Genomic DNA, 20,526 nt, shown 5'->3' on the forward strand with positions numbered 1-20,526 from the left:
GGCTGTTTGATTATATTCACAAATTATATGAACTACAATGGTTTATTTAATTATAATAATTCATTTTTGAATTATTAATTTTTTATTGAATCGGTATTTGCTTCCTTTTTCATACTTTTTTGATTCAATATTGAAGTTATTGAAAAATATAAAAACAATATAAACAAATTATATTTTTTAAATCCTATTTAAAAAATAGTGTGTAAACCTTAATAAACAACGATTTGTATTAAATATATACATAATTATGTGGGAATTGGCATGGTTTTTGCTAGTTGATATATAAGTACATAAATTTTAAGGAGGAAATTAAATGATAGGAATAGTAACAGATGAACTGCAACAAATGAAAACAATGATCAAGAACTTTGTTGATAATGAGGTCGACTTATATGCTCAACAAATTGAAGATGAAGATGTTATTCCAGAACGTCTTATTGAGAAAGCAAAGGAACTAGGATTGTTTGGTATCAGTATTCCAGAAGAATATGGTGGAATCAGTTTAAACACTGTAGGAAAAGCGATAGTGCTTGAACAGTTAGGCAGAACTCACAATGGGTATGTTTCTTTAATTAGTGCTCATACAGGTATTGGGAGTACAGGTATTGTGAAACTAGGTTCCGAGTATTTAAAACAAAAATATTTGCCGGATATGGCTGCGGGAAATAAAATTGCAGCATTTGCTTTATCTGAGCCTGGTGCTGGGTCTGACGCTACGAATCTAACAACCCAAGCAGAAAAACAAGGCAGTAGTTGGATGCTTAATGGAACGAAACATTTTATCACGAATGCACCAGTAGCTGATGTTTTCACAGTATTTGCTGTAACGGATAAAGAGAGGGGAGCAAAAGGTGGGATTACAGCATTTTTAGTTGAACGGGATTTTCCTGGACTAATAATTGGAAAAAAAGATAAAAAAATGGGATTACGAGGTTCCTATACTGCTCAAGTCATTTTTGAAAACTGTATTGTACCTGAAAAAAATGTAATTGGTGAGGTTGGAATGGGATACATCAATGCCCTAAGGATTTTGGGAGAAGGTCGTGTTGGGTTAGCTGCTAGAGCAGTAGGGTCCTGTGACAAATTAATTGAGCTCTCTGCAAGCTATGCGAAAGAACGTGTTCAGTTCGGTCAACCAATTTCTAATAATCAGGCTATTCAATGGATGTTAGCAGATATGGCAACGGAAACGGAAGCAGCTCGCACATTGACTATGATGGCTGCAGAAAAAATTGATGCTGGCAAAAAAGTAATAAAAGAAGCGGCAATGGCCAAGTTGTATGCATCTGATGTTTTTAACAGAGTGGCAGATAATGCCGTACAAATTCATGGGGGGATTGGATATATAGGTGAGTATCCAGTAGAAAGATTCTATCGGGATGCAAGAATTACGAAAATTTATGAAGGAACAAATGAGATCCAGCGTCTTATTATTGCAAGGAAAATTTTAGAAGAGAATTAAGCAAATAAAAATGAATAAAATGTAAGCGTTACCAAAAATGGTTGAAATGTTTACAATTGATAAATGTAGACATTATTAAAAATAATAAAAACGATGGATTGGTGGTGATAGAATGGTAGCTCAGTCAGCAACAGTTCACAAGATTGATACGAAAGTAAAGCAGAAGCCAGCGTATGTTGAGGAACTTTGGAATTCTAGAAAAGAAAAATGGAACAAAACGAGAATTTTAATGTCTATCATTGCCTTATTGGCAATAGGCCTATCGGTATTTCATGTATATACAGCCGGATTTGGTACGTTATCTTCTTGGCAACATCGAAGCGTACACGTTTTATGGACGATTCTTTTAATATTTCTTCTGTTCCCATTTAAAAAAGGGAAAAAATTCGGAATAATAGACATCTTGATTATTCTTGTAACAGTTATTACAGCTGGCTATATGCTCATTGATGCAGAGGGAATTCAAAGCAGGCAAGGAAATATTAGTTCAATTGATGTTATTTTTGGAACGTTTTTTATCGCTTTGATACTTGAAGCTACTAGAAGAACAAATGGAATATTAATGGCTGCTATTGGGGTATTCTTCTTAGGCTATATTCTCTTCGGTCAATATTTCCCTGGTGCACTTGCACACCCAGGAGTTAGGTATGAGAAAATGATCGATCACATGTTCAGTGGAACATTAGGTATTTTCAGTGAACCAATCTATGTTAGTTCAACTGTGCTAATATTATTTGTTATATTCGGATCTTTTCTAATGAAATCGGGAGGAGGACAATTTTTTACAGACTTTGCTTTCGGGTTATTTGGAAATAAAACTGGAGGCCCAGCACTATCAGCCGTAGGGTCTAGTGCACTTGTAGGGACAATTACAGGAAATGGAGCAGCAAATGCAGCAATCACTGGTGGATTTACCATTCCATTAATGAAGAAGCTTGGCTATAGTAAAAGATTCGCAGCTTCCTTAGAGGCCGTTTCCTCACAAGGTGGACAGATTATGCCTCCTATTATGGGTGCTTCCGTTTTTATCATGGCTGAAACCCTTGGAATTCCATATATTCAACTTGCTTTGTATGCCTTGGTACCAGCTCTTATTTACTTCTTTATTGTTGGGGCGGTTGTGTACTTTCATGCAAAGCGATTAGAAATGAAAGGAATTCCTAAGGAAAAATTACCAAGTGCAAGCAGAGTATTACTAAGACAAGGATATCTCTTTTTACCGATCCTTATCATTATTGGCTTAATGGTCTATGGGTACAGCCCAATGAAGGCTGGATTTTTTGGGATCTTGGCTGCCATTCTTTTAAGTTTGATTCGTAAGGCAACTCGAATGAAGCTTCTTGACGTAGTAGCTGCTCTTGAAAATGGTGCGAGAAGTGCATTAACGGTAATAGCTGCCTGTGCAACAGCGGGTATTATTGTTGGTGCAGTATCTATAACTGGACTAGGGATCACTTTTTCAAGGTTCGTTATTGATTTAGCAGGGGGAAGCTTACTTTTGCTTCTCATTCTTATTGGAATAGCATCCATTATTATGGGAATGGGCATGCCGACAGTATCAGCATATGTCATTTTAGCTGTGTTAGCTGCTCCTGCGTTGATTCAGCTAGGAATTAATGAAGTAGCTGCACATATGTTTGTATTTTATTTTGGTGTCATGTCAGGTTTAACTCCACCTGTAGCGATTACAGCTTATACTACAGCTGGTATAGCTGGTTCGGATCCGCTTAAAACATCTATGTATTCCATGAGAATTGGAATGGGAGGATTCTTCATCCCATTTATCTTTGCTTATAATCCAGTTTTACTGATGCAAGGCGGAGATACTGTTGATATGACAATCGCAATTAGTACTGCTTTTTTAAGCTGTGTGTTATTTGCGGGTGCTCTTGAAGATTATTTTTTAGGCCGACTTGGTGCATTAAAGAGAATCTTGATGTTTATCAGTGCTGTGTTACTTGTCGTACCAGGGATATTAGGAGACCTGGTAGGTTTAGCCTTAGCCATAGGAATCTTTATATGGCAGAAGAAATCTAATGGTAATAAATTAGCCGAGACGACGGAAGAAAAAAAATTATCAAAGGTAAGGTGAATGTAATGAAAAAAATTATATTAAGCAGCTTAATTATTCTTAGTACTCTTTTGTTAACGGCATGTGGTGAGGATAGGGAAGCTGTCGGTGACTCAAATGATAAACCATCTGCACCAGAAAGATTTCTAACGATTGGTTCTGGACCAATGGGTTCAGGATGGTATCCAATTACAACGACAATGACGGAACTATATTCTAACGAGTTTAGTGGTTTAAATTCAACACAGCTTGAAGGTGGATCCACTGCAAACTTGAAATCGCTAGAAGTAGGAGATATTCAGTTGGGATTGAACTATACTACTGATTTTAATGCTGCCCTAGAAGGTGGGGATGAATTTGATGAACCACTTGAGAACATTGCAGCTATCGGAACTCTTTATCCTGTTTATCAAACGATCGCTACGACAGCAGATAACGCACAAATCAATAGTATTGAAGATATTCTTGATAAGCATATTTTTCTTGGACCAAAAGGTGGTGGAGGTCCTGTAGCTTTCTGGACGATGTTGAGTGAATATGGGATTGATGAGCAGACAATTGTGAATGCAGGAGGGAAAACTTCTTATGGAAACTATTCAGACGGTGCCTCTATGCTTAAAGATAATAACGTAGATGTATTTCTAGCTGGAGGAGCACCTTATGTGCCTGCATTACAAGAGATGGAAGTAACCAATCCTATTAAATTGCTTGCGATTGATGAAGAGAAGCTGGAAGGCCTTGAAGCAAAGGGATTAGGAATTACTGCAGGATCTCTACCAGGTGGTACCTATGAGGGAATCAATGGGGATACTCCAACCTATGTCATTGAAACAATGCTTACGGTGAGGGCGGATTTAGATGAAGAGTATGTATACAATATAACGAAAATATTCTGGGAAAATCTAGAAACATTTGAACAACAAGTGCCTGAACGAGCAAAAGACTTCAGTCTGGATACTGTGTTAAATGGTTTTGATACAGAACATTTGCATCCTGGTGCGGAGCGTTACTATGAAGAAATGGGTGTATTAGAATAATTAAAAAATTGTAAAAGGGGGATGCTGCTTGAGCCAAATAAAAGAACGCAGATGGTATAAATCGTACCCATCTGGTATAGAAAAAGAAATAAAAATATCAGAAGTTCCTGTATACTCTTTCCTGCAAAAGACATCAGAAATATACGGAGATCGAATAGCTATTATACAAGAAGATACAAACCTCACCTATAAGCAATTGAAGAATAAAGTAGACAGATTGGCGGGAGCTTGGAACAAGTTAGGTCTAAAAAAAGGAGACAGAATTGGGCTGATGATGTCCAATCATCCTTATTATATTGTTTCTTACTACGCTGCAATGAAATTGGGGTTAATCGTTGTTCAGATTAACCCACGTTATACTACAAGAGAATTATTACAGATTGTTAATGATTCTAAACCCAGATGCATTGTAGTAGAAGGAGAAGTCGTTCAAACTGTTAACAAAGTAAAAGATATATACCAATTTGAGCACACTTTTATAGTGGATCCCGTAAGCGAGGAATATCAAAGTGTAGAAGCTTTAGTGGAAACATCTGAACCTTTAGATAAAACTACTCCAATTAATGTGAAAAATGATGTCGCAGTCATTCAATATACTGGAGGAACTACTGGTTCGATTAAAGGAGCCATGCTTACTCATTACAATATTGTAGCAAATGTACATCAAAGTCGTGGAATGTACGGAGACGGGATGAAGTTTGGACAGGAAATCATTCTTACTGCTACACCGCTTTATCATGTATATGCCATGACAAGTGCGATGAATCTAGGAATCTATATCGGCGCAACTATATTATTAGTTAAGAAGTTTGAGGTGACACAGGTTTTAAAACTTATACAAAAGTACCGACCGACATTTTTTCCTGGTGTACCGAAAATGTATAATGCCATTGTTAATTATAAAAATGTGAAAGAGTATGGTCTTAATTGTTTGCGGTTCTGTTCATGCGGATCAGCACCTCTCCCGATTGAAGTTACCCGGAAATTTGAGAGGATAACTGGAGCTGTCATTGGCGAAGGGTATGGGCTGTCAGAGGCATCACCATCTACCCATAGAAATCCACCCTATGGTGTTCAGAAAATTGGGAGTATTGGTATACCTTTTCCGAATACAGATTGTAAAATTATGGGTGAAGATAATACAGAATTACCCACTGGCTTTATCGGTGAATTAGTTATCAAAGGACCACAAATCATGAAGGGATATTGGAGGAACGAAGAAGAAACAAGACACACTATAAAGAATGGTTGGCTATACACAGGAGATTTAGCAAAACAGGATGAAGATGGCTATTTTTTTATTGTCGGAAGAAAGAAAGAGATGATTATTAATGGTGGTTTTAATGTTTATCCGCAGGAAATAGAGAATGTTTTATACGAACACCCAGACGTTATTGAATGTGCTGTAGTTGGAATCCCTGATACAGAAAAAGGAGAAATTGTGAAGGCATATTTGGTTGCTAAAGAAGGAAAAACGATTGATTTAGAAGATATTAAAGGTTTCTGTTATCGAGACTTAACACCGTATAAAGTCCCAAAGGAATTTGAAATAATTGATGAATTACCGAGGAATACGGTAGGGAAAATTTTAAAAAGGGTATTAAAAGATAAAGACAAAAAAAAGTAAAGGGGATAGAAAAATGAAAGAGAATATCGTCATTGTAAGTGCAGTGAGAACACCAATTGGGGCTTATGGTGGCTCTTTAAAACATATTAGTTCCGGCCATCTTGCAACCATATCCATTAAAGAAGCAATAGAACGGGCAGGGATATCAGCAGGTCAAGTAGACGAAGTAATTATGGGAGAGGTTCGCCAAACTACCGAATCTTCGAATATAGCAAGGGTTGCAGCTTTACGTTCAGGGGTAAAAGAGGAAGCAACTGCTTATACGGTTAATCGACTTTGTGCCTCAGGAATGCAAGCGGTAACATCGGGGTTCCAACAAATTATATTTGATCAAGCTGATATTGTTGTTGCTGGTGGTACGGAGAGCATGAGCCGTTCTCCACTTTATCTGCGAGATGCAAGATTTGGTGGAGACAGACCGATTTTAGTAGATGGGAATACAGAAGCAGGACAACAACCGACAGAAATTTATGGGGAAAATCTCGGAATGGGTATAACGGCAGAAAATGTGGCGGAGATGTATCAGATTTCTAGAGAGGATCAAGATGATTTTGCTGCTGAAAGTCAAAGAAGAGCAATGAAGGCGATAGAAGAGGGAAGATTTAAAGATGAAATTGTTCCTGTAGAAATAAAGGAACGTAAACGAACATTTATGTTTGAACAAGATGAACATCCACGACCAAATACAACAATAGACAAACTTGCTAAACTAAAGCCTGCTTTTAAGGAAAATGGAACGGTAACTGCAGGGAATACGTGTGGGAGAAATGATGGTTCTACAGCTTTAGTATTAATGAAAGAATCACAAGCAAAGGATTTGGCATTAAAGCCATTAGCACGAGTTGTTGAATGGGCAACTGTAGGTGTATCACCAAAAGTCATGGGTATTGGTCCAATACCAGCTGTGCAAAAACTATTAAAACAAACGAATAAACAGTTACAAGATATAGATCTATTTGAATTAAACGAAGCATTTGCATCGCAGTCGCTTGCTGTCATCAGAGAATTAGGATTAGACATCGATAAAGTAAATGTCAATGGAGGAGCAATCGCGCTAGGACACCCGGTTGGATCAAGCGGGGCAAGAATTATTACAACGCTTCTTCACGAATTGATTAAACGTAAACAGCAATTTGGCATAGCAACATTGTGTGCAGGCGGTGGTCAGGGAATGGCTATCATGATTGAGCAAGTTTAATAGAAAATTATTTAAAGGAGGGCTTGGAATGAATAAAGAGATAATGGAAGTTAGAAATAGTTTTGAAGCAAGCTCTTTTTTCTCTCTTCTCGGCTTTAACGTTGTTTATATGGAAGAAGGTAATGTAAAAATTAAACTTCCTATTACAGAGCAGCTTTTAAATGCCAATGGTACATTGCATGGTGGCGTTCATGCCGCCATGCTGGATACTATTATGGGCATGACCATCCGATCACTATCAAAAACACAGTGTACGACCATTAATCTTAATGTAAGTTATCTCAATCCATTTCTTGAAGGAGAGATTTATGCAATCGGAAGGGTTATCAATCAAGGGTATAAGATTGTAGCAGCTGAAGCAGAACTCATAGATGAAGAAGGGAATTTGCATGCAAAAGGTGTTGGGACGTTTAAGTTGTTTCGATAGAATGAGTTGACATTAGTAGGCTATGAAAACAGTAATAGAGGGGGCTAAATAGTGAAAGTAAATGAACTTTTTGACTTAACGGGTAAAATTGCATTGATTACTGGTGGCGGACGTGGTCTCGGTAAACAAATTGCTGAAGTGTATGCGGAAATGGGCTGTAATTTGGCACTTTGTTCAAGAAAAAGTGAAAATTGTGAGGAAGCAGCAGGAGAGTTAGCTCGTGTGTACGATATAAAAGCAAAAGGTTTTCAATTGGATGTAAGTTCTGAAGAAAAAGTGAAAGAAGTCGTAAATGGAATTATAGAAGAGTTCGGCAAAATTGATATTTTAATTAATAATAGTGGGACTACTTGGGGTGCATCTGTAGAAGAAATGTCTTTAGAAGCATGGAATAAAGTAATCAATGTGAATGTGACCGGTACATTTCTCCTGTCTCGAGAGGTCGGTAAACATATGATTGAACGGAAATATGGAAAAATAATTAATATTGCTTCAGCAGCAGGGTTAACAGTAAGACCGCCAGAAGTTACCAATACGATTGGGTATACTACGAGCAAAGCAGCGGTTATTCATTTCACGAAAGATCTAGCAATTAAATGGGCAAGACATAATATTTATGTTAATGCAATTGCCCCAGGTATGTTTCGAACGAAAATGACTAAAGAAACACTGGACCTGAAGGAAGATAATGTTTTAGAAACCATTCCACTTCGAAAAATTGGTGATGAAAATATGTTAAAAGGAGCAGCGATCTATTTAGCTTCAAAAGCAAGTGATTTTGTTACTGGAACTGTGTTAAGTGTAGATGGCGGAAGTACGTTATAGCAGAAAAATTAGTGTTTGTATTCATTAAAGATAGATTGTAGGAATAGACTATTGTCTTAATTTTGATTATTCATATTAATAGAAATCTATTAAAAAGTGATGTGAAAGTCGCACAATATATCTAGGTTGGGGAGGGAAAAAAGAATGGCTAATAATTTTGATGGCAATGTAGCTTTAATTACTGGTGGTAGTCGCGGAATTGGAAAAGGTGTTGCATTACGATTTGCAGAAGAGGGAGCAAAGGTAGTGTTTATTGATATTAATGAAGAGGCATTAAAAGAGGTACAGGATGATTTTAGTGAAAAAGGATTTGAAATCTTTACGAAAGTGACAAACGTTGTTAACTCTAATCCCCATTGGTGGAATGAAAGGAGGAAAAATTGTGAGTAATGTGATCAAAAGAACTGATCTGTCGAATTTAATAAAAGATGGTGATACTTTACTGGTTGGTGGATTTGGACTTTCGGGATCACCGTTAACACTGATTGATGAGCTAGCCACACTGGACAAAAAAGAGTTAACCGTAGTAAGTAATAATCTTGGTGAAAAAGATAAGGGGCTGGGAATTCTGCTACATACAGGCTGTCTGAAGAAAGCAGTAGGATCTTATTTTACATCCAATCGTGATGCAGTAAATCAATGGGCAAAAGGGAACTTGGAAATTGAACTTGTGCCGCAAGGTACTTTGGCAGAACGCATACGCTGTGGGGGAGCTGGAATTGCTGGTTTTTATACGAAAACCGCGGCTGGAACGAAGCTTGCTAAAGGTAAAGACGAAAAAGTGTTTGGCAATGAAACGTATATTTTGGAAGAGGCAATTAAAGGTGAAGTTTCTTTAATCAGGTCTTTGAAAGCAGATACAAAAGGGAATTTGATTTACGAATATACTGGTCGTAACCTTAACCCAGTCATGGCTACCGCGGGTAAAATCGTTATTGCGGAAGTCGATGAAATTGTTGAAGTCGGTGAACTGAGTCCGTATGAAATTTCAACACCGCATGTCTATGTAGATTATCTTATTATTAGTGATTATATAAAGATGGGAGGGGAATACGTTGTCGCTGGAGAGTAGAATTAAGATTGCTAAGCGGATTGCACAGGAATTATCTGATGGAAATACGGTTAATCTTGGTGTTGGTATTCCGACTCTAATTCCGGATTATCTTGGGGATAAACAAGTAGATTTGCAGTCGGAGAACGGTGTACTTGGTATGGGACCAACACCAGATGAAGAGGATATTAACATGGAATTAATCAGCGCCAGTAAACACCCGATCACATTGAATATTGGAGCATCGATTTTTGACAGTTCCGACTCCTTTATAATGATTCGTGGTGGACATGTTGATGTTGCTGTGTTAGGGGCACTCCAAGTTGATCAATACGGAGAAATTGCCAACTGGGCGATTCCAGGAAGAGACATTTTAGGTGTGGGCGGCGCAATGGATCTCGTTGCTGGGGCGAAGCGAATTATTATAGCATCCATGCACAAAGCGAAAGATGGGACTCCTAAACTAGTGGAAAAGCTGACATTCCCGACAAGTGGTAACGGAAGAGCAGACATGCTTGTTACGGAACATGCTGTCTTCAAGTTTACAGAGAAAGGGGCTGAACTAGTCGAGCAGTTGTCCGATTTAAGTTTAGACGAATTACAGGGAATAACAGGAACAACATTTATTTATCGAGATAGTGTAGTCAATAAATAACATGATTCTCACAATAAAAAAAAAACGTTTTATACCCACTGATTTTAAATTATTCTAAATATAATTAATAGTTAAATGAATGCAAGTACCAATAAAGTGTATGCATTCTTGCAAAACGTATAGAATCATGAAAACAAACGAGGAGGACATAGAAGTGAAAAAAATACTTACATTATTTGTTGTTTCAACACTACTTATTGTTTTAATCGCATGCAATGAGAGAGAAAACGCAGATAACGTGGATGAAGATGGAAACCTTACTACTCCAGATACGATTGAATTTGGTGCTGCTACTGTAGGAGGAGTATGGTACACACTTGCAGGTGCAATGGGGGACAAGATGAATGAGATCTTTCCGGATTCATCTATCTCCATTGTGGAAGGTGGGTCTACTGCAAATATTTTAGGACTTGGAAATAGGACGTTTGATGTTGCGTTTACTAATGGAGAAGCGATTGCTGAAGCAAACAATGGTACAGGTGAATTTGATGAAGTGATTGATAACTTCAGCACAATCGCAACACTATATCCGAACCCAGTACAAGTGGTAGTTCGTACAGATTCTGATATTTATACCATTGAAGATCTTAAAGGAAAAAAAGTGAGCCCAGGAATTCGCGGTTATAGTGGAGAAATTGCTTTTCAGAAAATATTAGATTTGTTTGGCATGACTTATGATGATTTAAGTGGTATTGAATATATTGGTACAGAAGACGCGGCAGATTTAATGCGGGATCGCCATATCGATGCTTGGGTTGGAAATATTGCTGCACCAACTGCTACTTGGCAAGAAATGGATACAACGGTAGGTATTCGCTTGATTTCACTAGATCAAGAAATAATTGATGGACTGTATGATGATAACCCTGGATATGTACCTTATACGATTGAAGCAGGCACGTATCCGAAGCAAGTGGAAGAGGTGGAGACAGTCGCTCCGTATAGCGTATTACTCGTGAATAACGATACGATGCCAGAAGAAGATGTCTATAATTTAACAAAACTTGTAGTGGAAAGTAACGATGCTTGGAAAACAATCTCCTCTACATTGAATGATTTCGATGCAGAGTATTCCATAGAAAATAACGTTGGTGAGATGCATCCTGGTGCTATTCGATATTACCAAGAAATTGGGGTTATGGATTAATTAGGACAGAGTGATTCACTGGGGTAAAGGAGAGTGAAAACAATTTGGAAAATACAAAACAAAAGATCGAATTAGAGGAGAAAAAACATGAGGAATATGATGATGACGGTAATAAACAAAATAAACTCCGCTCATTAAAAGGGAAAGCTGGTCTGATCATTTCCCTACTTGCGATTTCAATGTCACTATTCCATCTATATACTGCTTTATTCGGTGTATTTGAATCGATTTTACAAAGGTCTGCTCACCTTGGCTTTGCGCTCGTACTCGTCTTTGCTATCTATAAGCCAGTTTCTAAAGCATCTAAATCAGAGAGTGTTCCATGGTATGACTGGATGTTAATCGGAGTGTCTGCTATCGTTTATAGCTACTTCGTGTTTAATGCAACAGACATATCAGCCAGAATGACGTATATTGAACCACTTTCCTGGCTTCAAATCGCGTTAGGTATTATCGGTGGTATTGTATTAATTGAAGCGACAAGAAGAGTAGTTGGAAATGCACTTGTTATCATTGTTAGCTCTTTCTTGATATATGGATTCTTTGGGCAAATGCTAACTGGAGCGATCGCGCATGGTGGCTTTGACTTGCAGTGGATTGTTGATCATTTGTATTACTCAACTTCAGGTGTATTCAGTACACCACTTGGAGTATCTGCTACATTTATTTTCCTGTTTATTTTATTCGGTAAATTTTTGGAAGTTTCCGGAGCAGGTCAATTTTTTATCGATTTATCGGTAGCGGGTATGGGGAAATATCGCGGTGGTCCAGCTAAAGTCGCTGTTGTGGCAAGTGCCATTATGGGAACTATTTCTGGAAGCGCGGTTGCGAATACTGTTACGACAGGAGCTTTTACGATTCCGATGATGAAAAAAACGGGGTATAAAGGCAACTTTGCAGGGGCGGTTGAATCCGTCGCTTCCATAGGAGGACAAATCACACCGCCAATTATGGGTGCATCCGCTTTCATCATCGCTAGTTATTTGGGTGTTCCATATATTGAGATTGCTTTAGCTGCTGTCATCCCTGCATTACTGTTTTATGTCAGTGTTTTTATGCAGATCGATTTTCGTGCAAAGCGAACAGGTTTACATGGTCTTAATAAAAAAGATCTTCCAAGGACGTGGGATGTGTTTAAGCAAGGTTTCATTTTCTTCCTGCCTCTCATCATTATTGTGGCCATGTTAGCTACTGGAGCTTCTCCCATGAGAGCGGGTCTATTTGCTATCGGTGCTACGATACTCGTTGCATTAATTAATCGAGTAGCGAAAATGGATGCGAAGTCTGTTGTGAAAGCACTGGATCTTGGTGCTAGAGCTTCCCTAGAAACGGCTATTGCCTGTGCGGCGGCTGGTTTAATTATCGGGGTTATTGGTTTCACAGGTATTGGACTACAATTCAGCAGCCTCATTATCAGTATCTCTGGAGGAGTCTTAATTGTTACATTAATCTTTACAATGATTACAAGCATTATTCTTGGAATGGGTCTACCGACAGTAGCTGCATATATTGTGCAAGTACCATTAACAATTCCAGCTTTAATAGAGTTAGGAGTTTCCCCACTTGCAGCTCATTTCTTTGTTTTCTATTTCGCGTCCATCTCAGCAATCACCCCACCAGTGGGACTCGCAGCAATTGCCGCATCTGGAATAGCTGGATCGGATCCGATGAAAACAAGTTTGTCAGCAGTAAAGCTTGGTATCGCTGCATTTATCGTACCTTATATCTTCGTATATGGAGAAGTGCTTCTATTGGTTGGAAATCCACTGGAAATTATCTTGGCTACGATTACCGCAGTGATTGGGATTATCTGTGTCGCAGCTGCTTTTGAGGGCTGGCTATTAAGACATGCTTTCAAGTATGAAAGAGTTATTCTTTTTGCTGGTTCCATCTTAATGATTGTGCCTGGCCTATGGACGGACATAGTTGGATTTGCTATTTTAGCAGGTATCTATGCTTTACAGCGTTTCTATCGAAAGGATTTATTACCTAGCCAATAAAATACAATAAGTTTGATGCGTCTTTCCAGTAATCTAGCAAGATACATCCAGCAGATTCATTTATAACAAACTATACAAAAAGGGTGATTATATGAGTAAAGTTACCGTTGTTGGTTCCGGTGTAATGGGGAAAGGGATCGCTTATGCTTTTGCCATTAGTGGCTATGACGTGTGTGTCAACGATATTAACGAAGCAGCTTTAGATAAAGCGAAACAAGATATTTATTCATTACTTCATGGAAGTGCTGAGAAAGGTTTTTTGGCAGAAAAAGTCTATCAATCTGCTAAAAATAATCTAGTATTTGAATCCGATTTGAGAACGGCAGCTGAAGGAGCAGAACTCATTATCGAAGCAGTCTTAGAAAGAATGGATGTAAAGATTGATGTATTCAAGCAGCTGGACGAAATCTGTGCACCAGAAACAGTGCTTGCAACGAATACATCCACGATGAGCCCGACAGAAATTGGGGCGCAGACTTCTAGGGCAGATAAAGTGATCGCGATGCACTTTTTCAACCCGGTTCATAAAATGAAGCTAATTGAAGTGATTCGCGGTCTAGAGACTTCAGATGAGACTGTGAATTTTGTCCATGAAATAGCTACGAACATTAATAAAACGACCGTGGAAGTAAACGAATTCCCTGGTTTCGTTACTTCCCGAATGAATTGTTTGATTGGTAACGAAGCGATGAATCTACTCATGGAGGGTGTGGCTTCCGCTACGGACATTGATAATGCGATGAAGCTTGGGCTAAATCATCCAATGGGGCCTCTTGAACTAGCTGATCTTGTTGGTCTCGATACAAGGCTAAGAAACATGGAGTATTTGCATGCTACATTAGGGGAGAAATACCGACCTTGCCCATTATTGATGAAATATGTGAAAGCAGGGCGTTTAGGTAAAAAATCAGGTCGTGGTTTTTATGAATATAACTAGGAGGTAAACTGTGGTTAATCGTTATGAAAGTGTAAACGTAAAGTTGGAAAACGGAATTTTCTGGCTGACGCTCAATCGCCCAGAAGCAAGAAATGCATTAGATGCAAACATGTTGCGTGAAATTGACGAGGCGATTACAGCAGCAGAAGCAAATGGTGAAGTCAACGTGATTGTCATTCAAGGTGCAGGCGAAAAATCCTTCGCTGCTGGTGCAGATATCCGCCATTTAAATGAAAGAAAACCATTGGAAGCACTTATACCTGGGATGCAAGGCTTATATAACAAAATTGAAAACAGTAGCAAAGTGACCATTTCAGCGGTCCGTGGCTACGCCCTTGGTGGTGGATGTGAGCTTTCAATGTCTTGTGATATTCGCCTGGCAACGAAAAATGCGAAATTCGGTTTACCTGAACTAAATCTTGGGATTGTTCCTGCTGCAGGTGGTACACAGCGACTTTCCCGCATGGTTGGAAAAGGGCGTGCACTAGATATGATCCTAACTGGAAAGATTATTGATGGAGAAGAAGCGGAACGAATCGGTCTAGTTTCTTATTTTGTGGAAGATGAAGCACTCCAGGATAAAATCCTTGAAGTTGCTTCTGCTGTACTGAAGAAAGGACCTTTGGCAGTCATGCTTGCGAAACGTGCTGTACATAAAGGCTATGATATTGATGCAGATACAGCAATGTGGATCGAAAAGCTTTCCCAAGCAGTGGCATTTGGCACAGAGGATAAACATGAAGGAACGCTTGCTTTCCTTGAAAAAAGACAAGCGGAATTTAAAAACAGATAAGGAGAGGTCGACATGAACTTTAATTTTTCGGAAGATATTGATTTTTTAAGACAGAATGTAAGAAAGTTTGTACGAGAAAAAGTAGAACCAGTAGCAATGGAAATTGAGGAGAATAATGAAATTCCAGAGCGTATTGTGGAGCAGTCTAAGCAAATGGGACTTTTTAGCCTTGGAATTCCAGAAGAATACGGTGGCCTCGGACTGGATATGGTAGGGAAATGTGCAATCTACGAAGAACTTGGTAAAACACATAACGGATTTACGACGCTAATCGGTGCTCATACCGGCATTGGTTCTGTTGGGATTGTACAAATGGGAACGGAAGCACAAAAACAAAAATACTTACCAAAAATAGCAACCGGCGAATGGATAGCTGCTTTTGCTCTCACGGAGCCAAGTGCTGGATCCAACGCTGCTAATATGAAAACAACTGCAGTGAGAAAAGGTGACAAATACATTATTAATGGCTCGAAGCATTATATTACGAATGCTATAGATGGACATGTATTTACTGTTATGGCCGTTACAGACCCTTCGAAAGGAGCGAAAGGAATCACTTCTTTCATCGTAGAGAAGGATTTCCCTGGCTTTATTTTAGGGAGCGTAGAAGATAAAATGGGGCTTCGCGGTTCACATTCTGCAGAGCTTTTCTTTGAAGATATGGAAGTTCCGGTTGAGAACGTACTTGGCGAAGAGGGCCACGGTTATGTGAATGCCTTAAAAATCCTTGCTAACGGTCGTGCAGGGCTATCAGCACGGAATTTAGGTTCAAGTAAACGCCTCCTTGAACACTGTTTGGAATATACTTCTGAACGTGAGCAATTCGGTCAACCGATCATTGAAATACAGGCAATTCAGCATATGCTTGCAGATATCAGTAAAGAAATTACAGCGCTCGAAGCGTTAACTTATAAAGTAGCTTGGATGACAGATCAAAATCAACGTGTCGTTAAAGATGCAGCCATTGCTAAGTTATATGGTTCTGAAGTTTACAATAAAGTAGCAGACTTAGCTGTACAAATCCATGCTGGTATTGGGTATATGAGAGACTATCCGATTGAACGCTATTACCGTGATGCTCGGATCACTAAGATTTACGAAGGAACGTCAGAAATACAGAAAAATATTATTGCTGGTGAATTAAAGCGTGAAATGAAAAAAGGAGTGGCAACGAAACACGTATAAAGATGGTCCAGTTTTTGATCATTCGGAATGGCAATCCTAATTCTATACGGCTGTACAAATCATTGAGGAAAAAAATGGATCGGAACTTCTATTGGATGGGGTGAATACAGAAAGAGGAGAGAACCAAATCATTTTATTTACTCCTGATAAATATGATGTTTCTCCATCTAATCGCTGGGAAGTTGAAGTTTAAGCTGTTGATGGTGTAATCTCTCAAATCGAAGATAGAGTGGCGACGAATGGAGAGGCTTTAGAAATTCCGAGAAATGGGGCAGTACTATCTTGTGATTTAAGTCGTGAGAAATTTGAAGAATATATTGGCGAGGAAGTGGCTAATTGGCCAGAAGATATCTATTAAATTCAGTAGATGGTACAGAGCAGACTATCGTTGAAGGACCGTTATATAAAGAATGGGTGGAATTCCGTGCACATAATATCCAATCTTTCTTCAAAGAACGAATGGGCTAGGTAAATGTGGAACTTGATCAAACGCCAAAACTTCAATTGGTGGAAAGTTTTTTTAGATTTCCGCTGTTTGAGGTTTTGGTTTATTGATGAATTGGGCTAGAATCTATAAGGTGCCCAACAAGAAAATGTGGTACCAGAATATTACCATCCAAAAAAGCTATCCCTATTCCTAAGCAAATTAGGAATTTTAACTACTATTTGAAATAGAGTAGAGGTACATAAAAAGTTCTTTACGATTATTCAGGTACTGTCACTTTCTGGTTTATAAAATGTCAGTCTTGAGTTACTAAAAATCAAAGACGATTTTGAACAAAAAAAGGGGCAAGATGTACTCATCCTGCTCCTGTATGGCAATAAATTGATCTTAATCCTCAACGTAAAATATTCTAGTCTCTCTTGTGACCTTGCCAGCTTTATTTGCTGCTTCAAAGGTCACCACATGGAAGCGTTCCTGTAAGTCTTCAGTCAATTGCAACGATAAAGTTGATGAATCATTATTAAAATTAGGTTTGTAAGTGATGCCATCTATAATAACTTTCAAACTATCAATAGCTACGGGAGTTCCTTTTTTCGTCTCGACTTTTGCTGTTAGAAGAGGTGTTCTGCTATCAATGATTTCGCCCATTTCATAATCAGGTTTTATAACAGGGCTCATACCTCGTTGTGATGAGTCGTGTTCTGCCGCTTTTTCGACATCTTTCAGTACACGTAGTTGATTTTCGCCCAGCAGTTTCTCAATCTCCTGATTTGAATACCCCCTGCGGATTAGTTCTTCCGTAATTCTAGGCATTTTTGATGCATCTTGCAGATCATCAGGCATCGAGGCACCGTCAAAGTCAGAACCGAGCCCGACATGATCAATGCTGATCAAATTAACAACATATTCGATATGATCAACGACATTTTCAACATAACCAGTTGGATTGTCTGTCAAAAATGCAGGGTAAAAAACGATGTTGATGATGCCCCCATTTTCTTTAAGTGCCAAAAGCTGTTCATCGGTTAGATTGCGCTGGTGATCTTTTAATCCATTTACGCCTGAATGGGATGCTATTATAGGAGCTTCAGAGACTTCAATTACGTCCCAAAATGTATTTCTCGACATATGAGACACATCAATGACCATCCCTAGTTTATTCATTTCCCGAGCTATTTTAGTACCTAACTCTGTTAGTCCTCCCTCAGAAGGTGTTCTATCAGAATCGCCATATACTCTGTCAGCACCTTCACCCAGGGCGTTTGAATAATTCCAATTAAAGCCAATAGCTTTTATACCAAGGTCATGGTATTGATACAGAAGCCCCAATGCATTATGTTCTTCCATGGAATAAGCACCTTCGATTGTTGGAACAGCCGCTATTTTATTATCTTTCACGGTTTGTATGATTTCTTTGGTAGATGATGAAATTTTTAAATCCTCTGGGTTTTGTTTTTCTGTCCAGTATAATGCATTAATTAAGGCTAACGTCCTGCTTATACTTTTAGGGTTGTTATCATAATATCCGGAAGTATATGCCGCAAAAAAGGGAGCGTCGATACCGCCTGTCTGAAGTTTGGGTATATCAAGCTGAAATGATGTTTCGTCTCCGATATCTGTTTCAGGTAGCCATGTTTCTTCATTTACCACCTTCATCATCGTATCATTATGACCATCGACAACGATGGAATTAAAATGGAGATTCTGCGCATCTTGTCCAGGGTCATGTTTTGCTAAAGCTGAAGTAGAGGTGATAGATAAGAACAGAATAGCTACAACTAGATATAATAATTTCTTTCGCATAGAATTTCCTCCTTATTGTAGTCGTATGAATTATTTTGCTACTCAAAATAATATAATCAATAGTTCGAATGTAGCCATTTATAGCTTTCCAATCGATGGAACAAAAGCACTACTCTAAATTTTAAACATGTTTTTTGAGAAGATTCTTAGTATCAGAAGGGTTAGAGGAAGGGATTCGATTGCTACTACGAGAGACAAACAGAGGAATAACTCATAATACGAATATCTTTCTTGTGTATCTACTAGAGGAGACTATAACTTCATGGAGGCTATCCTGTAACAATCATTCGATCTAACTCAGGTAAAACGCATAAAAATGCTTATCCAGCATTTGGAGCAATGATAGCTGTTGTTCAACTAGTTGAAGTAGTAGCGATTATCTTATATTTATTAGGAATTGAAAGATAGTAGAGAGAAGTTATTAGTGAGGTACCTTTCATTGTAAAGCGTTTCTAAATAGAGGGAAAGATAAAATTCAAACACGCAACCCCTTTTATTGTTCCCATTTGTTTAAGCTAATAAATAACGCAAAAAGGGTTGCGTGTGATTTTGACATAATTTATCTTAGCTCTCAGAACACTTCGATAAAGATATTACTATCTTTAAGCTCCGACTTTCAAAATTACTGGATCTGATGTCCGATAAATTTGAGGATTTCTTTTTGCTGTTTTTCGGTGCATGAATACTGTTGTTCCAATTCTTCCAAATATTCTCCAGCCTTTCTCAGCTCTACAACACCTTTTTTCATAAAGGATTTGTAGTGGTCATTTACTTTGTTAATTTCATCAACATATTTTTCATCTGTTCCAGGAGTGACTGCTTCTTCGTATAAATCAATGATTTCCTCCCCTTCCCTGGTTGGGAAAAATTCATGAGGGTCCGTGCTATCAAAGAGACCAAATTGTAAATCGGGAACTAATACCATATCAATACTATTAGGATCGAAACTACAATGATAAATTTCCGTATCATAACCATATTCTATACAAGCACTTGCTACTTTTTTCATAAATGTAGACTTGCCTGTGCCAGCCCGCCCTTTTACATAAAAAACACGAGAAAGTTTTTCCGTAATATGGGGGATGACATTGACAGGGCCATCCACAGTCGTGGTACCAAAAAGGCGATGATATTCAAGTGCATTTCGATTTTTATTTAGTTGCCCTTTTAATCTTTCTTGAATAAATCTCTCGGTTATTTCATCCGCTCGTTCAAAATTCATTTCTTTAATATAGATCTCTTCCAGGTCATCATGAACTCGTAAGCCTGTTTCTAGATTTTTATATGCTTTTTCAGTATGATGGTTGAATTTTTCTACTTGCTCCTTATTTTTTATCGGATTGTGTTGTGTAAATGGACTTAAATCTAGTTCGACTATCCCGTTTCTATCATCTGGTAGAATGCAATCATTTAAAAAAGCAATGCCTTTTTTACGAATAACAACACCATCCAAGTAACTATCACCTAATGCACTTTTTAATACTTCCACTTCATTAGTAGATTCATATTTTGAGATTAAGTTTTTTAGAATTTTTGTTTTTATCTTTTGAGAAGGATGTTTTAATCCAATGACTTGATGGAGGCGCTTTATATTGGAGGGAAGTAAGTTTAAAAATCCCTTTGCAGTGTTTGCCGTTACATAGTAATACTTTTTCATCGAGACACTTCCTTTTTGTAATAAGTTATAGGTACTTGGTTATTTTTATCTAGAGAACAACCGTCTGTATCACCACACTGATGGAAGTCTCATTTTATATAACTTATGCCTATTCTTCGTTTTGGGTGAATGTAATGGTTAAATATTATTCTATTCTAAAAATTTAGTATTGATAAATGATTCTATATTCGTTAAGATAACTATAA

The 20,526-nt window shown here is 38.1% G+C and carries 19 protein-coding genes; 17 read left to right on the plus strand and 2 right to left on the minus strand.

Annotated features, from left to right (window positions below; translation table 11 throughout):
• Positions 1-313 precede the first annotated feature (313 nt).
• The 17 genes from AQ616_RS07285 (at position 314) to AQ616_RS20055 (ending at position 16,883) form a co-directional block, all read left to right on the plus strand.
• On the plus strand, positions 314-1,462 hold the full coding sequence (locus AQ616_RS07285) for an acyl-CoA dehydrogenase family protein (RefSeq protein ID WP_069685395.1): 1,149 nt from the start codon (positions 314-316) through the stop codon (positions 1,460-1,462).
• Positions 1,463-1,574: 112 nt separating this feature from the next.
• Positions 1,575-3,554 carry a TRAP transporter permease gene (locus tag AQ616_RS07290; RefSeq protein ID WP_069685396.1) on the plus strand — a complete coding sequence of 660 codons (1,980 nt, stop codon included), beginning with the start codon at positions 1,575-1,577 and terminating at the stop codon, positions 3,552-3,554.
• Positions 3,555-3,559: 5 nt separating this feature from the next.
• Entirely contained in the window at positions 3,560-4,570 is a 1,011-nt protein-coding gene (locus tag AQ616_RS07295) for a TAXI family TRAP transporter solute-binding subunit (protein WP_069685397.1), read from the plus strand.
• Positions 4,571-4,598: 28 nt separating this feature from the next.
• The gene (locus AQ616_RS07300; protein WP_069685398.1) at positions 4,599-6,197 is read left to right on the plus strand and encodes a long-chain-fatty-acid--CoA ligase; all 1,599 of its coding nucleotides are present in this window, start codon (positions 4,599-4,601) and stop codon (positions 6,195-6,197) included.
• Positions 6,198-6,210: 13 nt separating this feature from the next.
• Positions 6,211-7,395 carry a thiolase family protein gene (locus AQ616_RS07305; protein WP_069685399.1) on the plus strand — a complete coding sequence of 395 codons (1,185 nt, stop codon included), beginning with the start codon at positions 6,211-6,213 and terminating at the stop codon, positions 7,393-7,395.
• 28 nt (positions 7,396-7,423) lie between these two features.
• On the plus strand, positions 7,424-7,822 hold the full coding sequence (locus AQ616_RS07310) for a PaaI family thioesterase (RefSeq protein WP_069685400.1): 399 nt from the start codon (positions 7,424-7,426) through the stop codon (positions 7,820-7,822).
• Positions 7,823-7,873: 51 nt separating this feature from the next.
• Complete coding sequence (locus AQ616_RS07315; protein ID WP_069685401.1) at positions 7,874-8,647, plus strand: SDR family oxidoreductase; 774 nt, start codon at positions 7,874-7,876, stop codon at positions 8,645-8,647.
• A gap of 144 nt (positions 8,648-8,791) precedes the next feature.
• Positions 8,792-9,037, plus strand: coding sequence for an SDR family NAD(P)-dependent oxidoreductase (locus AQ616_RS07320; protein WP_069685402.1), 246 nt, complete (start codon positions 8,792-8,794; stop codon positions 9,035-9,037).
• Positions 9,012-9,719 carry a CoA transferase subunit A gene (locus AQ616_RS07325; protein ID WP_069685403.1) on the plus strand — a complete coding sequence of 236 codons (708 nt, stop codon included), beginning with the start codon at positions 9,012-9,014 and terminating at the stop codon, positions 9,717-9,719. Before AQ616_RS07320 ends, AQ616_RS07325 begins: the two co-directional genes overlap by 26 nt.
• A complete protein-coding gene (locus AQ616_RS07330) occupies positions 9,703-10,353 on the plus strand; it encodes a 3-oxoacid CoA-transferase subunit B (protein ID WP_069685404.1) in 651 nt (216 codons plus the stop codon). Before AQ616_RS07325 ends, AQ616_RS07330 begins: the two co-directional genes overlap by 17 nt.
• A 154-nt stretch (positions 10,354-10,507) precedes the next feature.
• A complete protein-coding gene (locus AQ616_RS07335; protein ID WP_084822444.1) occupies positions 10,508-11,500 on the plus strand; it encodes a TAXI family TRAP transporter solute-binding subunit in 993 nt (330 codons plus the stop codon).
• A gap of 44 nt (positions 11,501-11,544) precedes the next feature.
• Positions 11,545-13,500 (plus strand): TRAP transporter permease, encoded by a 1,956-nt coding sequence (locus AQ616_RS07340; RefSeq protein WP_069685406.1) that lies wholly within the window; start codon positions 11,545-11,547, stop codon positions 13,498-13,500.
• Between the two features lie 91 nt (positions 13,501-13,591).
• On the plus strand, positions 13,592-14,437 hold the full coding sequence (locus AQ616_RS07345) for a 3-hydroxyacyl-CoA dehydrogenase NAD-binding domain-containing protein (RefSeq protein WP_069685407.1): 846 nt from the start codon (positions 13,592-13,594) through the stop codon (positions 14,435-14,437).
• 10 nt (positions 14,438-14,447) lie between these two features.
• Complete coding sequence (locus AQ616_RS07350; RefSeq protein WP_069685408.1) at positions 14,448-15,230, plus strand: enoyl-CoA hydratase/isomerase family protein; 783 nt, start codon at positions 14,448-14,450, stop codon at positions 15,228-15,230.
• Positions 15,231-15,242: 12 nt separating this feature from the next.
• On the plus strand, positions 15,243-16,415 hold the full coding sequence (locus tag AQ616_RS07355) for an acyl-CoA dehydrogenase family protein (RefSeq protein ID WP_069685409.1): 1,173 nt from the start codon (positions 15,243-15,245) through the stop codon (positions 16,413-16,415).
• A gap of 229 nt (positions 16,416-16,644) precedes the next feature.
• On the plus strand, positions 16,645-16,773 hold the full coding sequence (locus AQ616_RS20050; protein ID WP_272031772.1) for a hypothetical protein: 129 nt from the start codon (positions 16,645-16,647) through the stop codon (positions 16,771-16,773).
• Positions 16,752-16,883, plus strand: coding sequence for a hypothetical protein (locus tag AQ616_RS20055; RefSeq protein ID WP_272031770.1), 132 nt, complete (start codon positions 16,752-16,754; stop codon positions 16,881-16,883). The genes AQ616_RS20050 and AQ616_RS20055 overlap by 22 nt, the downstream gene beginning before the upstream one ends.
• Before the next feature lie 364 nt (positions 16,884-17,247).
• Here the strand turns inward: AQ616_RS20055 and AQ616_RS07360 are convergent, their stop codons facing one another.
• Together AQ616_RS07360 and AQ616_RS07365 are read right to left on the minus strand one after the other, a co-directional pair.
• Positions 17,248-18,663, minus strand: coding sequence for a dipeptidase (locus AQ616_RS07360; RefSeq protein WP_069685410.1), 1,416 nt, complete (start codon positions 18,661-18,663; stop codon positions 17,248-17,250).
• Positions 18,664-19,285: 622 nt separating this feature from the next.
• Positions 19,286-20,320 carry a hypothetical protein gene (locus AQ616_RS07365; RefSeq protein WP_069685411.1) on the minus strand — a complete coding sequence of 345 codons (1,035 nt, stop codon included), beginning with the start codon at positions 20,318-20,320 and terminating at the stop codon, positions 19,286-19,288.
• Positions 20,321-20,526: the final 206 nt, after the last annotated feature.

Origin of the sequence: Oceanobacillus sp. E9 (assembly GCF_001741975.1) — a bacterium.
GTDB lineage: Bacteria > Bacillota > Bacilli > Bacillales > Amphibacillaceae > Oceanobacillus > Oceanobacillus kimchii.

Excerpts from the sequence above, each read along its gene's own strand:
- AQ616_RS07285 (WP_069685395.1), top strand. The coding sequence starts at position 314 with ATGATAGGAATAGTAACAGATGAACTGCAACAAATGAAAACAATGATC.
- AQ616_RS07290 (WP_069685396.1), top strand. The coding sequence starts at position 1,575 with ATGGTAGCTCAGTCAGCAACAGTTCACAAGATTGATACGAAAGTAAAG.
- AQ616_RS07295 (WP_069685397.1), top strand. The coding sequence starts at position 3,560 with ATGAAAAAAATTATATTAAGCAGCTTAATTATTCTTAGTACTCTTTTG.
- AQ616_RS07305 (WP_069685399.1), top strand. The coding sequence starts at position 6,211 with ATGAAAGAGAATATCGTCATTGTAAGTGCAGTGAGAACACCAATTGGG.
- AQ616_RS07310 (WP_069685400.1), top strand. The coding sequence starts at position 7,424 with ATGAATAAAGAGATAATGGAAGTTAGAAATAGTTTTGAAGCAAGCTCT.
- AQ616_RS07320 (WP_069685402.1), top strand. The coding sequence starts at position 8,792 with ATGGCTAATAATTTTGATGGCAATGTAGCTTTAATTACTGGTGGTAGT.
- AQ616_RS07325 (WP_069685403.1), top strand. The coding sequence starts at position 9,012 with ATGAAAGGAGGAAAAATTGTGAGTAATGTGATCAAAAGAACTGATCTG.
- AQ616_RS07345 (WP_069685407.1), top strand. The coding sequence starts at position 13,592 with ATGAGTAAAGTTACCGTTGTTGGTTCCGGTGTAATGGGGAAAGGGATC.
- AQ616_RS07355 (WP_069685409.1), top strand. The coding sequence starts at position 15,243 with ATGAACTTTAATTTTTCGGAAGATATTGATTTTTTAAGACAGAATGTA.
- AQ616_RS07360 (WP_069685410.1), bottom strand. The coding sequence starts at position 18,663 with ATGCGAAAGAAATTATTATATCTAGTTGTAGCTATTCTGTTCTTATCT.
- AQ616_RS07365 (WP_069685411.1), bottom strand. The coding sequence starts at position 20,320 with ATGAAAAAGTATTACTATGTAACGGCAAACACTGCAAAGGGATTTTTA.